11 protein-coding genes are annotated in these 13,433 nt (G+C 61.3%); 3 read left to right on the top strand and 8 right to left on the bottom strand.

The window, feature by feature from the left end; all coding sequences use genetic code 11:
* Positions 1-37 precede the first annotated feature (37 nt).
* The 8 genes from FEE99_RS12295 to FEE99_RS12260 form a co-directional block, all read right to left on the bottom strand.
* Complete coding sequence (locus FEE99_RS12295; RefSeq protein WP_041478994.1) at positions 38-1,606, bottom strand: flagellar hook-associated protein 3; 1,569 nt, start codon at positions 1,604-1,606, stop codon at positions 38-40.
* 13 nt (positions 1,607-1,619) lie between these two features.
* Positions 1,620-3,665 carry a flagellar hook-associated protein FlgK gene (gene flgK / locus FEE99_RS12290; RefSeq protein ID WP_041478993.1) on the bottom strand — a complete coding sequence of 682 codons (2,046 nt, stop codon included), beginning with the start codon at positions 3,663-3,665 and terminating at the stop codon, positions 1,620-1,622.
* Between the two features lie 25 nt (positions 3,666-3,690).
* Complete coding sequence (gene flgJ, locus FEE99_RS12285; protein WP_041478992.1) at positions 3,691-5,007, bottom strand: flagellar assembly peptidoglycan hydrolase FlgJ; 1,317 nt, start codon at positions 5,005-5,007, stop codon at positions 3,691-3,693.
* Between the two features lie 11 nt (positions 5,008-5,018).
* Complete coding sequence (locus FEE99_RS12280; protein ID WP_024012083.1) at positions 5,019-6,107, bottom strand: flagellar basal body P-ring protein FlgI; 1,089 nt, start codon at positions 6,105-6,107, stop codon at positions 5,019-5,021.
* A gap of 27 nt (positions 6,108-6,134) precedes the next feature.
* Positions 6,135-6,830, bottom strand: a complete 696-nt coding sequence (flgH, locus tag FEE99_RS12275; RefSeq protein ID WP_016771110.1) for a flagellar basal body L-ring protein FlgH — start codon at positions 6,828-6,830, stop codon at positions 6,135-6,137.
* A 51-nt stretch (positions 6,831-6,881) separates the two neighbouring features.
* On the bottom strand, positions 6,882-7,667 hold the full coding sequence (flgG, locus tag FEE99_RS12270) for a flagellar basal-body rod protein FlgG (RefSeq protein ID WP_016771111.1): 786 nt from the start codon (positions 7,665-7,667) through the stop codon (positions 6,882-6,884).
* A gap of 45 nt (positions 7,668-7,712) precedes the next feature.
* A complete protein-coding gene (locus tag FEE99_RS12265) occupies positions 7,713-8,453 on the bottom strand; it encodes a flagellar basal body rod protein FlgF (RefSeq protein WP_016771112.1) in 741 nt (246 codons plus the stop codon).
* A gap of 272 nt (positions 8,454-8,725) precedes the next feature.
* Positions 8,726-10,288, bottom strand: coding sequence for a sigma-54-dependent phenylalanine hydroxylase transcriptional regulator PhhR (locus FEE99_RS12260; RefSeq protein WP_041478991.1), 1,563 nt, complete (start codon positions 10,286-10,288; stop codon positions 8,726-8,728).
* A 393-nt stretch (positions 10,289-10,681) separates the two neighbouring features.
* Between FEE99_RS12260 and phhA the strand changes: the two genes are divergently transcribed.
* From phhA to FEE99_RS12245, 3 genes are all read left to right on the top strand, one after another.
* The gene (gene phhA, locus FEE99_RS12255; protein WP_041478990.1) at positions 10,682-11,473 is read left to right on the top strand and encodes a phenylalanine 4-monooxygenase; all 792 of its coding nucleotides are present in this window, start codon (positions 10,682-10,684) and stop codon (positions 11,471-11,473) included.
* 115 nt (positions 11,474-11,588) lie between these two features.
* Entirely contained in the window at positions 11,589-11,945 is a 357-nt protein-coding gene (locus tag FEE99_RS12250) for a 4a-hydroxytetrahydrobiopterin dehydratase (RefSeq protein WP_016771115.1), read from the top strand.
* On the top strand, positions 11,945-13,138 hold the full coding sequence (locus FEE99_RS12245) for an amino acid aminotransferase (RefSeq protein WP_041478989.1): 1,194 nt from the start codon (positions 11,945-11,947) through the stop codon (positions 13,136-13,138). Before FEE99_RS12250 ends, FEE99_RS12245 begins: the two co-directional genes overlap by 1 nt.
* The last annotated feature ends 295 nt before the right edge of the window (positions 13,139-13,433 follow it).

The following is a 13,433-nucleotide window of genomic DNA, read 5'->3' as shown; positions in this document are numbered from 1 at the left end:
GGACAACGTTGGCGGGCGCGCACGCGCCCGCCAACCATCAGATCTTGTTGAACAGACCCAACTGACTGATCTTGCTGAACGCCAGTTGCGCGGCTTGCAGCATGGTCTGTTGCAGGGTCAGACGGGTCATGACTTCAGCCGGATCGGAATCACGAATCGAACCCTGGGTCGTGCTGTTCGCCGTGGTCAGGCTGTCGTTGGTGATGGTCTGCATGTCCAGCGCCTGGCCGCGCGCACCAATGGTGGTCACCGCCGTGCCGATCTGGTTGGAAGCGGCATCGATGTTGCCGAGGCCTGCCTCCATCGCGCCCTGCAATTTCTGCTTGGCAACCGGGTCACCGTCGACTGGCGTATTCAGCGCGGTGATCATCTGGCCCAGAGTGTCGAGCACGTTCTGGGTCTGATGATTGTTCGGCTGGATCGAGAACTGATCACCAGCGGCCGGCGCGCTGCCCAGGGCGAAAGTCACACCGGCAGCGGTGGCGTTACCGCCGGCAACCGTGCCCGAGGAAACCGGCTTGCTGTCGGCCGTCACCGGCGCGGCATACAGATCGAAATCGGTGGCGCTGGTGAACTTGAGCACCGCGCCGCCCTGCGGGAACGCTGCGGTGTAGGCTGTCTGATCGGTGATGGTCGAACCGGTGATCACGCTGGTCGACGGGTTACCCGGATTACGCGTGGTGGTGAACGAGTCCGGCGAGGCCGACAGCTGAAAACTGTGCCCTGCGATAACGGCGTCCGGATTGGTATCGCCAGCCTTCAGGTTGACGTTCAGCTTGAGGTCGACACCACGGAAGCTGACAGTCTGGTTGGCGCCGGTGCTGTTGCTGATCAGGCCATTCTGGCTGGCCTCGGCAGTCACATCGTTACCCAAGGCATCGGTGATTTTCAGCTGGGTGCTGCTGACGAAATCGATGGTATACGGCTGCCCGGCGGTGAACTTGGCGTCGTAAGTGGCGGCGGTGCCGACGGTGCCGTTGGACAGCACGACACGGCCGTCATCGACGGCTGGCGCAGTCATTTTGGTGTTGGTGCGGCCGGTGTTGATGGTCTGCTGGAACGCGTCCCAACCGGTGGTGTTGGTACCCACGGTCATGCCGTCGCCGATGCCCAGATCGATGGTGGTCTGGTCGCCGTTGTAGCTGAATGTGCCGTCAGAATTCTTCGAATACGGCGCGGTATCGGTTTTCGAACCGGAGAACAGGTAGTTGCCGTTGGCATCCTTGGCGTTCATCAGGCCCAGCACTTGCTGCTGGATCTCACCCAGTTCCGAGGCGTACGCCTGGCGATCCTTGTCGGTGATGGTGCCGTTGTTCGCGGCCAAGGCCAGCTCTTTGGCTCGCGCCAACGCCGTGGTGATCGAATCCAGAGTGGACTCCTGCACGGTCAAGGCACTTTTGGTGGTGTTGACGTTGGTCTTGTACTGATCGAGCATCGCCGCCTGCTGACCCAGCTGCAGCAAGCGCCCGGCACCGATCGGATCATCGGCGGCGGTGTTGATGCGCTGCAGGCTGCTCGCCTCGCTCGCGGTAGCGACAGCCTTGTTGAAGTTACGCTGATAATCCGAAGCTTGCGTTCCGTAATACTGGGCGGTGGAAATGCGCATGAATTACGACTCCTTAAAGGCTGTTGATCAGCGTGGCGAAAGTTTCCTGCGCAGCTTTGATGATCTGCGAAGACGCTGTGTAGTACTGCTGGTACTTGACCAGGTTGCCGGTTTCTTCGTCCAGGTTGACCCCGGACAACGAATCGCGGGCACCCTTGGCGTTCTCCAGAATCGCCGTGGTTGCGGCGCTGTCGGACTTGCCTTGGGCGGTCTTGGTACCGACGTTGGTCACCAGGGTGTTGTAGGCGTCGGTCAGGCTGATGCCCTTGCTCGCCGAACCGGTGTCCACGGTCTGTTTGGTTTGCAACGCGACCAGTGCCTGGGCGTTGCGGTTGTCCGAAGACGCCGCACCGGTCAGGTTCATGGTGAAGGTCTCGCCGGTTTTCGGCGTGCCGCCCACGGTGGTCTGCACGGTGAAAGTCTTCTGCACGTTCGGCGTGACGGTAGTGTCCATCACCGGGTTGCCGCTGGCATCGACGATGCCGACCTTCAAGTTCAGCGTGTTCGACTGGCCGGGCACGATGGTGCCGGTGCCGATGGTCGCGCCCTTGGCGTCGACCAGGTTGTACGACTGGCTGCCACCGCTGGCTGCACCGAATACCAGTTTGACCGGTGTCGAATTCTTCAGCGCCGCCTGCATGTCAGCCTGGGCGGTCGGGTTGTAGATGTCGATCTTATTGCTGAGCGTCGGCTGGGTGTACGTGCCCAGACCGTTGGCGCTGGCGACGCCGGTCAGCGGACCTGCCGCAGCGATTTTCTTCGGATCACTGAGCACGGTCTGAATGCTCGCCGCCGCGTTGCGGGTCGGCGTGATTTTGAACGAGTCACCCGCGCTCAGCGCGCCGCCATTCAAGGCCAGGGTGAAACCGTCGATCACTGGCGGCGGATTGGTCGTTGTGCTGAATGCGCCCAGATCGGTGCCGTCGGAACGTTTGACGGTGTAATCGGTAGCGCTGGTGAAGGTCACCTGATAATCGCTGGTGGTCAGCTTGCCGGTGTCCTTGATGGTCACATCGAGGTTGCCCGAACCGGCGCTGTTGCCATCCTTCGCAATGCTGCGCTGACTGATCAGGGCGGCACTGTTGATGTTGTTGAAAATCGCCGCGCCGAAGTCACCGTTCTTGTCGATGCCCTGGGCTTGCTGGCTGTTGATCTGATCGGCAATCACCAGGGCCACGCGACCGAGCTCGTTGAGCGACGGGTCGAGGACTTCCTTGCGATAGGTCAGCAGACCGCCGATTTCGCCGCCGCTGATCACCGAAGTGATGTCGATGGTGCTCGAACCGCGATCCATCTGGATCGACATACGCGACGGGTCGGTCTTGCTCGCGACCATGCTCAGGCTGTTGGTGGTGTTGCCGATGACCAGCGGCTGGCCGCTGCCGACATAAATGTCGAAGCTGGTGCCGCGCTCGACGACTTGCGCACCGGTCAGCTCGGAGAGTTGACGCACGGCTTCGTTACGGCTGTCGAGCAGGTCGTTCGGCGCCCCGCCGCTGGTGGAGATTTCGCCGATCTTCTGATTGAGATTGGCGATCGCCGTGGCGAGCTTGTTCACTTGGGCAGTCATGTCGCCGAGGCTGCCGTTGATCGTGGTGTTCTGATCGTTGAGCTGCTTGGCCAGGGTATTGAAACGGCTGGTCAGCGCCTGTGCACCGGTCAGCACCGACTGACGCGAAGTGTCATCGGTGGCCGACGTCGATACGCCCTGCATCGAGGTGAAGAATTTCTGCAGTACACCGGTCAGGCCAGTGTTGGTGTCCGACAGCATCGCGTCCAGCGGCGTCGCCTGCTTGAGAAACGCGGCCGATTCGCTGTCCAGCGACGTCGCGGTGTGCAGCTGCGATTCCAGGTACGAGTTGTACACCCGGCGCACGTCGGCCAGGGTCGTGCCCGTGCCGATGAAAACGCTGCCGTACTGCTGCGAGGACTTGGTGCCCTGCACGGTTTGCTGACGTGAATAACCGGCGGTGTCGACGTTGGCAATGTTGTTGCCTGTCGTAGCCAGAGAGGACTGGCTGGCCGACAGTCCCGACATCCCGATATTGAGCAAACTCATGGTTCAGACCTTATTACCTGGTGCCTTATAAAGGCGTGGTGGAGACACCCGCCGCAGCGTAGTTTTCAAAACTGTTCATCTGCTTGGCAATTTGCGAAATCTTCGTCGCGTAGTTCGGGTCGGTGGCGTAACCGGCCTTCTGCAACTCGCGTACAAACTGTTCTGGGTTATCGGCCGACTTCAGCACTTCTTGATAGCGATTGTTGCTCTGCAGCAACGTCACCAGATCGTGGAAGCTGTCCTTGTACGAGGCATAGGAACGGAACTCGGCCGTCTCCTTGACCATCGCGCCATTGCGGAACTCGCTGGTGATCGCGCGGGCCGAATCGCCCTTCCAGTTGCTGCTCGCCTTGATGCCGAACAGGTTGTGGCTGCTGCTGCCATCCTGGGCGCGCATGACCGATTTGCCCCAACCGGTTTCCAGTGCCGCTTGCGCCACCAGATAACGCGGATCGACGCCAATGCGATCGGCGGCTTCCTTGGCCATCGGCAGCATGGTATTGACGAATTCGTCGGCGGAAGTGAAGGCCTTCTTCGCCGGTGCCAGCGGAATCTGCGCCATGGCGCGGCCGTAAACCTGCATCTGCCCGCCGGCAGCTTTCTGCTCTTCGGCACGGGCCAGCCAGTCACCGTTGTACAACGCGCCGGAGCCTGTGACGGCGGTGGTCGCAGCCCGTTGCGGCAAGGCGTTGGTCGCTGCCGCCGCAGTGCTGGCAGTGGCCACGCTCGGCGCCGACGGCACCAGACCGGCGAGCAACCGGTCGGCCAGTTTCGGCGGCAGCGCCAGACGCCGCTGGTTGATCAGCGCCATGTCGTTGCGATGGGAAATATCGGTGTTGTTCGGAGCATGCACCGAGCGCGATGCCCACAACGGACGCTCGCCGTTGACGCGGGACAGCGGACCGGTGGCGACGGTGCCGGCGGCAATCGGCGTCGGTACGGCGGCGGCCTTGGCCAGCGCTTCCTGCTGCTTGGCGGCGGACGCGGCGGCAGCCTCGCCCGGCGCCATCGGTTTGTTCTTCGACATCTGGCGGATCAGCACGTCGGCCAGGCCGATACCCCCGCCCTCGCGGGACATGGAAACCGCCAGTTGCTGGTCGTACATTTCCTGATACTGCTTGGCCGCCGGCGTGTTCAGCGGGTTGTCCTGACCAAGCGCTTCGGTGGCCGAGCGCATCGACTTGAGCATTTCGCCGAGGAACAGCGACTCGAATTCCTGCGCAACCTTGCGCATGTTTTCGTCGCTGTTCTTGTCGCCGACCTTGAGCTGGTTCAGACGATTGAGGTCGGAGTAGGAACCCGAATCGCTGCTGCTGACCAGACCGCTTTTGCGCATATCCATGGTGGCCGGCCTCAGATCACGATCAGGTCGGCTTGCAATGCGCCAGCCTGCTTCAGAGCTTCGAGAATTGCCATCAGGTCACCCGGTGCTGCGCCGACCTGGTTTACCGCACGGACGATCTCGTCGAGGGTGGTGCCCGGGCCGAACTTGAACATCGGTTTGGCTTCCTGTTCGGCATTTACTCGCGAGCGCGGCACGACGGCGGTCTGGCCGTTGGACAGCGGGCCAGGCTGGCTGACGATCGGGTCTTCGGTGATGGTCACGGTCAGGCTGCCGTGGGTCACGGCGGCTGGCGACACTTTCACGTTCTGGCCGATGACGATAGTGCCGGTGCGCGAGTTGATGATGACTTTTGCCACCGCCTGACCCGGATCGATTTCAAGGTTTTCGAGGATCGACAGGTAGTCGACGCGCTGGCTCGGATCCAGTGGCGCAGTGACCCGCACCGATCCGCCGTCGATGGCTTGGGCGACGCCAGGGCCGAGCATGTCGTTGACCTTGTCGACGATGCGCTTGGCGGTGGTGAAGTCGGAGCGGTTGAGGTTCAGCGTCAGGCTGTTGCCCTGGTTGAAACCGCTCGGCACCGCACGCTCCACCGAGGCACCGCCAGGGATGCGACCGGCCGACGGAACGTTGACGGTAATCTTCGAACCATCGCGACCTTCAGCGTCGAAACCGCCGACCACGAGATTGCCCTGAGCGATCGCATAGACGTTGCCGTCGATACCCTTGAGCGGCGTCAACAGCAAGGTGCCGCCGCGCAGGCTCTTGGAGTTACCGATCGAGGACACGGTGATGTCGACCTGCTGACCTGGCTTGGCAAACGCTGGCAGATCGGCGCTCACCGATACCGCCGCGACGTTCTTCAACTGCACGTTGCCCGATCCCGGCGGCACCTTGATGCCGAACTGCGAGAGCATGTTGTTGAAGGTCTGCAGGGTGAACGGGGTCTGCGTCGTCTGGTCACCGGTGCCGTTAAGCCCGACCACCAGGCCGTAACCGATCAACTGGTTGGAGCGCACGCCGGAAATGCTGGCGATGTCTTTCAGCCGCTCGGCGTGTGCGGTGAACGCCGCAGACATCAACAATGCGGCCACCATAAGGCTTTTCAGATTCAACGTAGCCACCTAGAAAGGGAACAGCGGGCTGAGGAAGAAACGGTCGAACCAGCCTGGCTGACTCGTATCGGCAAACGCGCCGGTACCCGAGTAGGTGATGCGCGCATCGGCGACACGGGTCGACGACACGGTGTTGTCGGTCGCGATGTCATCGGCGCGGACCATACCGGCGATGCGCACCAGTTCGTCACCAGTGTTGAGCGTCAGCCACTTCTCGCCACGCACGGCGATGATGCCGTTGGGCAGCACGTCGGCCACGGTCACGGTGATCGAACCGGTCAGGCTGTTGCTCTGCCCGGACTTGGCGTCGCCCTTGGTCGAACGGTCGGCGCTGTAGCCAGCGTTCAGGCTCAGGTCACCGCCACCAATCGGGTTGTTGGTGGTCAGGCTGGAGCCGAACAACGAGGTCAGACCGATCGAGTTATCGCTGTTCTTGTCCATCTGCGAGTTGGCGTTCTTGCTCGCCTGGGTGCGCTCGTTCAGGGTGATGGTGATGATGTCACCAACCCGGAACGCCTTGCGGTCGCTGTACAGGTTCTGCTCGAAGCCGGCCTGATAGATCGAGCCGTTATTGGCAGCCGCCGGCAACGGTGTGCGCGGCAACACCGGGGCGTAGTAAGGGTCATTGGGCTTGGGCGTCGGGGCGACGCAGCCCGCGAGCGAGACGACCCCACTCAATGCCAGAACAGATACAAAGCGCTTCATGACCCTACCTCACGGTGTTGCTGGCGACCTCAGGCCGCCCCAAAGACTGGATTACAGATTCTGCGTTACGAACGAGAGCATCTGGTCGGCGGTGGAGATCACCTTGGAGTTCATCTCGTAGGCGCGTTGAGTGGTGATCATGTTGACCATCTCTTCAACGGTGCTGACGTTCGAGGTTTCCAGGGTGTTCTGCAGCGTGGTACCGAAACCGTTCAGGCCCGGGGTGCCGATCTGCGGCGCGCCGGAAGCAGCGGTTTCCAGGAACAGGTTGTTGCCCACGGCTTGCAGACCGGCCGGGTTGATGAAGTCGGCGGTCTGCAGGTTGCCGATCACTTGCGAGGCCGGGTTGCCGGCGATGGTGATCGACACGGTGCCGTCACGGCCGACAGTGAAGGTCTGCGCATCGTTCGGAATGATGATCGCCGGTTCCAGGGCGAAACCGCTGGCGTTGACGATCTGGCCATTGGAGTCGAGGTGGAAAGTACCGTCACGGGTGTAGGACGTGGTGCCGTCCGGCTGCAGGATCTGGAAGAAACCGCGACCGTCGATGGCCATGTCCAGCGGCTGCTCGGTGGTTTGCAGGCTGCCGGCGGTGAAGTTTTTCTGGGTGCCGACAATGCGCACACCGGTACCCACTTGCAGACCCGACGGCAGTTCGCTGTCCTGGGTCGACTGGGCGCCTGGCTGACGCTTGATCTGATAGAGCAAGTCCTGGAACTCGGCACGGTCACGTTTGAAACCCGTGGTCGAAACGTTCGCCAGGTTGTTGGAAATGGTGGTCAGGTTGGTGTCCTGGGCGGACAGACCGGTTTTGGCAACCCATAGAGCCGGAAGCATTCGATTCTCCTCGTGCGCCTGTTTTACGGCGCGACGTTCTGATAATTAGCTGATCTGCAAGACCCGAGCCATGGCCTGGTCGTCGTCTTTGGCGGTGTTCATCATCTTGACGTGCAACTCGAACTGCTTGGCCAGGGCCAGCACCGAAGTCATTTCTTCCACGGCATTGACGTTGCTCGACTCAAGGAAACCCGAGACCAGTTTGACGTTGGCGTCGGCTTGCGCCGGCTGGCCGTCCTTGGTGTAAATCGAACCGTCGAGGCCTTTGTTCATGTTCTTGATGTCCGGGTTGACCAGCTTGATCCGGTCGACTTCGGCCATGACGCGCGGACCTTCGCCCATTGCGCGAATACTGATAGTGCCGTCTTCGCCGACTTCCACCTGCTGCTCGGGCGGCACGGCGATCGGGCCGCCGTTACCGATCACCGGCATGCCGTTGCCGGCGCGCAGTACGCCGAGGGCGTCGATGTTGAGGCTGCCGGTACGCACGTAGCTTTCACCACCGCTGGGGTTTTGCACGGCGATGAAACCGTTGCCGGATACCGCGACGTCGAGTTCACGACCGGTCTGCACCAGCGAGCCCGGCGTGAAGTCGGTGGCAGGACGTTCGCTCATGGCAAACGCGCGCGCCGGAAAGCTGTCACCGAATACCGGCATCGAACGCGCCTGCTCAAGGTCGCGCTGAAAGCCGTTGGTGGAAATGTTCGCCAGGTTGTTGGCATGCGCCCGTTGCGCCAGTGCGTTCTGGCTGGCGCCGGTCATTGCCACATAAAGGTACTTGTCCACAGTGTTTCCTCTGCATGCCGGACGTTTGCCGCCCACCGCTGTACTGCTCAGCCATAAGCAATTTGCAGACCAACTTTTTATTGGCGGGCGAAGGCCCGGTAAACAGGGGACTTGAGGGGATCAGAGGGGGAATCGGAAATGGGTCGAAGACGAAAAACCGGCGGTGTCATGCCGCTTCGCGGCAAGAGATCAAAAGATCGCAGCGTTCCGCAGCTCCTACAGGAAATCGCGTTCCAAATGTAGGAGCTGCCGAAGGCTGCGATCCTTTGATCTTAAGCTCCGCTGTCTTTACCCACCTCATACTCACGCAGCTTGTTGGCAATGGTGGTGTGCGAAACACCGAGTCGCTTGCCCAACTGCCGACTGCTTGGATGCTCGGAATAAAGCCGTTCCAGCACCGCTTTTTCGAAACGCCCGACGATCTCGTCCAGACTGCCGCCGAGGGAAAAATCGCCAAGCGGCTGACGCACGCCGTAATCCGGCAGGCGAATATGTTCGGCCTTGACCGTGCCGCCGTCGCACAGGGAAACCGCCTGGAACAGCACGTTCTCCAGCTGCCGCACATTGCCCGGCCAGTGGTAATGGCTGAGGCGATCCATCGCCGCCGGGGCCAGTTTCGGCAGCGGACAACCGATCTGCCGACTGGCCTGGTCGAGAAAGTGTTCAACCAGCGGCGTCAGACCGTCGAGGCACTCGCGCAGCGGCGGGATGTGCAGCGACAGCACGTTCAAGCGGTGATAGAGATCCTGGCGAAACTCGCCGCGCGCGCACAATTCGGACAAGTCCACCTGCGTCGCGCAGATCACCCGCACGTCCAGATACACCTCTTCATCACTGCCGACGCGACGGAAGCAACCGTCCTGAAGAAAGCGCAGCAATTTGACCTGCAAACGCGGGCTCATCTCGCCGACGCCATCGAGAAACAGCGTGCCGCCAGCGGTCAATTCGAGCAGGCCAAGCTTGCCTTCGGCCCGCGCACCTTCGAAGGCGCCGGGGCCGTAGCCGAACAACTCGGTCTCGGCCATCGACTCCGGCAGTCCGGCGCAGTTGAGCGCCATCAACGGTGACTGTCCGCGCGGGCTGGCGAGGTGGCAGGCGCGCGCCAGCAATTCCTTGCCAGTGCCGGTTTCGCCTTCTATTAATAGCGGCGCATCCAGCGGCGCCATGCGCCGCGCTTCGCGGACCACCGCCGCCATGACTTTCGAGCTTTGAAAGATGCTGTCGAACCCGCGCAGTTCCTGCTTGCGCACATTGTAGATTCGCTCGCCGACCCGATCGGCGCGGTGCAGGGTCAGTACGGCGCCGGCCATGGCCTCGCTGTCGTCGTGTTCCGATTGCAGCGGCGCGATGTCGGCGAGAAAGATGTCGCCCTTGACCTTGACCCGCATGCCGTTGATCCGCGATTTGTTGGCGCGCACCAATTCCGGCAAATCGAAATCCTCGGCGTAGCGCGACAGCGGAATCCCCGGCACCTCATCGACGCGCACCCCGAGCAACTGCGCCGCCGCGCGGTTGGCCGCAACGATCGAACCGCCCATGTCGATCGACAGCACCGGAAATTCCAGCGCGCCGAGCAACGCATTCAGTTCCATGTGCCGGCGCTCGCTGGGCATCAGCCCGACGCGCTTGACCCCGAACACCCCGCCGATTGCCTCGAACTTGGGGCGCAACGCCTGGAACTGGATGTTGATCAGGTTCGGGCAGTGCAGGTAGATCGCATTGCCATGCTCACCACCCACCTCGCCGCGAGCGACGTTGATCCCGTACGCCACCAGCAGATTGAGGATGTCACGCAGGATGCCGATGCGATTCTGGCAGTGGACTTTGATGCGCATAGAAAAAGGCCCGACAGGTTTGAAAGATAAACACATGTCCTTGTGGGAGCGAGCCTGCTCGCGAAGGCGCCAGCACATCCAGTATCGATGTGTCAGACAGACCGCTTTCGCGAGCAGGCTCGCCCCCACAGGGTTCTGTGGCGCGCCCGGGGCAGATGTTTCTGTCGAGGCACGCAGATAGTTGTCAAGATTATGTGACAGCCCCGACCCTTTTCAAACCCGCCAATCACCGTAAATGCGCATTACCCGACAAAGCGTAACGATAACTTTACGAAATACGCAGAATTTTCCTACGCACACACCGGTCAACATGCTGCACGCCCTGTCACTCTCGGGTATTCCTTTAGCCATCGCTGGACATAACAAAAACGAATTTCCTAGCAGGAGAGCAGCATGAAGCAGACGCAATACGTGGCTCGCGAGCCCGATGCGCAAGGTTTTATCGACTACCCCGCCGAAGAACATGCGGTGTGGAACACGCTGATCACTCGCCAGTTGAAGGTGATTGAAGGTCGCGCGTGCCAGGAATATCTGGACGGTATCGAAAAACTCGGTCTGCCCCACGACCGCATCCCGCAACTGGCCGAGATCAACAAAGTCCTCGGCGAGACCACCGGCTGGCAGGTTGCCCGGGTGCCGGCGCTGATTCCCTTCCAGACGTTTTTCGAGTTGCTTGCCAGCAAGCAATTCCCCGTCGCCACCTTCATACGTACCCGCGAAGAACTCGACTATCTGCAAGAGCCCGACATCTTTCACGAGATCTTCGGCCACTGCCCGCTACTGACCAACCCCTACTTCGCTGAATTCACCCACACCTACGGCAAGCTCGGCCTGCAGGCGACCAAGGAAGAGCGCGTGTATCTGGCCCGGTTGTACTGGATGACCATCGAATTCGGCCTGGTCGACACCCCGCACGGCAAGCGCATCTACGGCGGCGGGATTCTGTCTTCGCCGAAAGAAACCGTTTACTGCCTGTCGGACGAGCCCGAGCATCAGCTCTTCGATCCGCTGGAAGCCATGCGCACGCCGTATCGCATCGACATCCTGCAACCGCTGTACTTCGTCCTGCCCAATCTCAAGCGCCTGTTCGATGTGGCCCATGAAGACATCATGGCCATGGTCCGTCAGGGCATGCAGCTGGGCTTGCACGCGCCGAAATTTCCGCCGAAACCCAAAGCCGCCTGAACCGCGACTTTTGCTGACAATTGCGTCTGTCCGTCGCCGCCACTTTGCTTTAGCGTGACGGCATTGGCGGCACACGCGCTTTAATAAAAAACACACTCGTTTTCAGGAATACACCATGTCGACTTTGAACCAAGCCCACTGCGAAGCCTGCCGCGCCGATGCGCCACAAGTCAGCGACGAGGAACTGCCGATCCTGATCAAGCAGATCCCTGACTGGAACATCGAAGTACGCGACGGCATCATGCAGCTGGAAAAAGTTTTCCTGTTCAAGAACTTCAAACACGCGCTGGCGTTCACCAACGCCGTCGGCGAGATCTCCGAGGCCGAAGGTCACCACCCGGGCCTGCTGACCGAGTGGGGCAAAGTCACCGTGACCTGGTGGAGCCATTCGATCAAAGGCCTGCACCGCAACGACTTCATCATGGCTGCGCGCACTGACGAAGTGGCCAAGACCGCAGAAGGACGCAAGTAATGCACTTCGACGCCATCGGCCGGGTCCCCGGCGACCCGATTCTCGGTTTGATGGAGGCCTATGCGCAGGATGCCAATCCGCGCAAGTTCGACCTTGGCGTTGGCGTCTACAAGGATGCCCAGGGCCTGACGCCGATTCCCGAAGCGGTGAAAATCGCCGAAGCGCGACTGGTCGAAAGCCAGGGCACCAAAACCTACATCGGTGGCCACGGCAACCCGTTGTTCGGCAAGGGCATCAATGAGCTGGTGCTTGGTGCCGACTCACAACTGATCACCGAACAACGCGCCGGCGCCACCCAGACCCCGGGCGGCACCGGCGCCCTGCGTCTGGCTGCCGACTTCATCGCCCAATGCCTGCCGGGCAAAGGCGTGTGGTTGAGCAACCCGACCTGGCCGATCCACGAAACCATTTTCGCCGCCGCCAAGGTCAAGGTCAGCCACTACCCCTATGTGGGCAGTGACAATCGCCTCGACGTCGAAGCGATGCTCGCCGTGCTCAAGGAAGTGCCGAAGGGCGACGTGGTGCTGCTGCATGCGTGCTGCCACAACCCGACCGGTTTCGACCTGAGCCATGACGACTGGCAGCGCGTGCTTGAAGTGGTGCGCAGCCGCGATCTGCTGCCGCTGATCGACTTCGCTTATCAGGGTTTTGGCGATGGCCTGGAGCAGGACGCCTGGTCGACCCGATTGTTCGCGGCGCAAGTGCCGGAGCTGCTGATCACCAGTTCCTGCTCGAAGAACTTCGGCCTGTATCGCGACCGTACCGGTGCGCTGATCGTCTGCGCGACCAGCGCCGACAAGCTCATCGACATCCGCAGCCAACTGGCCAATATCGCCCGCAACCTGTGGTCGACGCCGCCGGATCACGGCGCGGCGGTGGTCGCGACCATCCTCGCCGATCCAGAGCTGAAAGCGCGCTGGGCCGATGAAGTGGAAGCGATGCGTCTGCGGATCGCCCAGCTGCGCAGCGGTCTGGTCGAAGCGCTGGAACCCCACGGTTTGCGCGAGCGCTTCGCGCACATCGGTGTGCAACGCGGGATGTTCTCCTACACCGGCCTGTCGCCGGAACAGGTGAAAACCCTGCGCGAGCGGCACAGCGTGTACATGGTCAGCTCCGGCCGCGCGAACGTCGCCGGCATCGACGCCACCCGCCTCGCATCGCTCGCCGACGCCATCGCCGACGCCTGCAAATAATCCCCCCGCCCGACTGATCGTTCCCACGCTCTGCGTGGGAATGCCTCTTTGGACGCTCTGCGTCCGCTTTGGGACGCAGAGCGTCCCCGGCTGCATTCCCACGCGGAGCGTGGGAACGATCGAAGATCAAAAGATCGCAGCCTTCGGCAGCTCCTACATTTGTATCTGCGGTGACCTTCTGGCTTCCTTCCTGCGGCCATCTGTCGCATTAATTTGAATTAAAAGTCTGATTGTCATTTTTCCTGCTGTATCCTGCGCAGGCTTTGTAAAGCGCGGAGCACCTGATCTATCAACA

It is taken from the genome of Pseudomonas sp. ef1 (genome assembly GCF_007293365.2).
In the GTDB taxonomy this organism is placed as follows: Bacteria; Pseudomonadota; Gammaproteobacteria; order Pseudomonadales; family Pseudomonadaceae; genus Aquipseudomonas; species Aquipseudomonas siliginis.
This window is presented reverse-complemented; position numbering and strand designations above follow the sequence as displayed.

Excerpts from the sequence above, each read along its gene's own strand:
- flgG (WP_016771111.1), bottom strand. The coding sequence starts at position 7,667 with ATGCTTCCGGCTCTATGGGTTGCCAAAACCGGTCTGTCCGCCCAGGAC.
- FEE99_RS12245 (WP_041478989.1), top strand. The coding sequence starts at position 11,945 with ATGCACTTCGACGCCATCGGCCGGGTCCCCGGCGACCCGATTCTCGGT.
- flgK (WP_041478993.1), bottom strand. The coding sequence starts at position 3,665 with ATGAGTTTGCTCAATATCGGGATGTCGGGACTGTCGGCCAGCCAGTCC.
- FEE99_RS12260 (WP_041478991.1), bottom strand. The coding sequence starts at position 10,288 with ATGCGCATCAAAGTCCACTGCCAGAATCGCATCGGCATCCTGCGTGAC.
- phhA (WP_041478990.1), top strand. The coding sequence starts at position 10,682 with ATGAAGCAGACGCAATACGTGGCTCGCGAGCCCGATGCGCAAGGTTTT.
- FEE99_RS12280 (WP_024012083.1), bottom strand. The coding sequence starts at position 6,107 with ATGGTGGCCGCATTGTTGATGTCTGCGGCGTTCACCGCACACGCCGAG.
- flgH (WP_016771110.1), bottom strand. The coding sequence starts at position 6,830 with ATGAAGCGCTTTGTATCTGTTCTGGCATTGAGTGGGGTCGTCTCGCTC.
- FEE99_RS12295 (WP_041478994.1), bottom strand. The coding sequence starts at position 1,606 with ATGCGCATTTCCACCGCCCAGTATTACGGAACGCAAGCTTCGGATTAT.
- FEE99_RS12250 (WP_016771115.1), top strand. The coding sequence starts at position 11,589 with ATGTCGACTTTGAACCAAGCCCACTGCGAAGCCTGCCGCGCCGATGCG.
- flgJ (WP_041478992.1), bottom strand. The coding sequence starts at position 5,007 with ATGGATATGCGCAAAAGCGGTCTGGTCAGCAGCAGCGATTCGGGTTCC.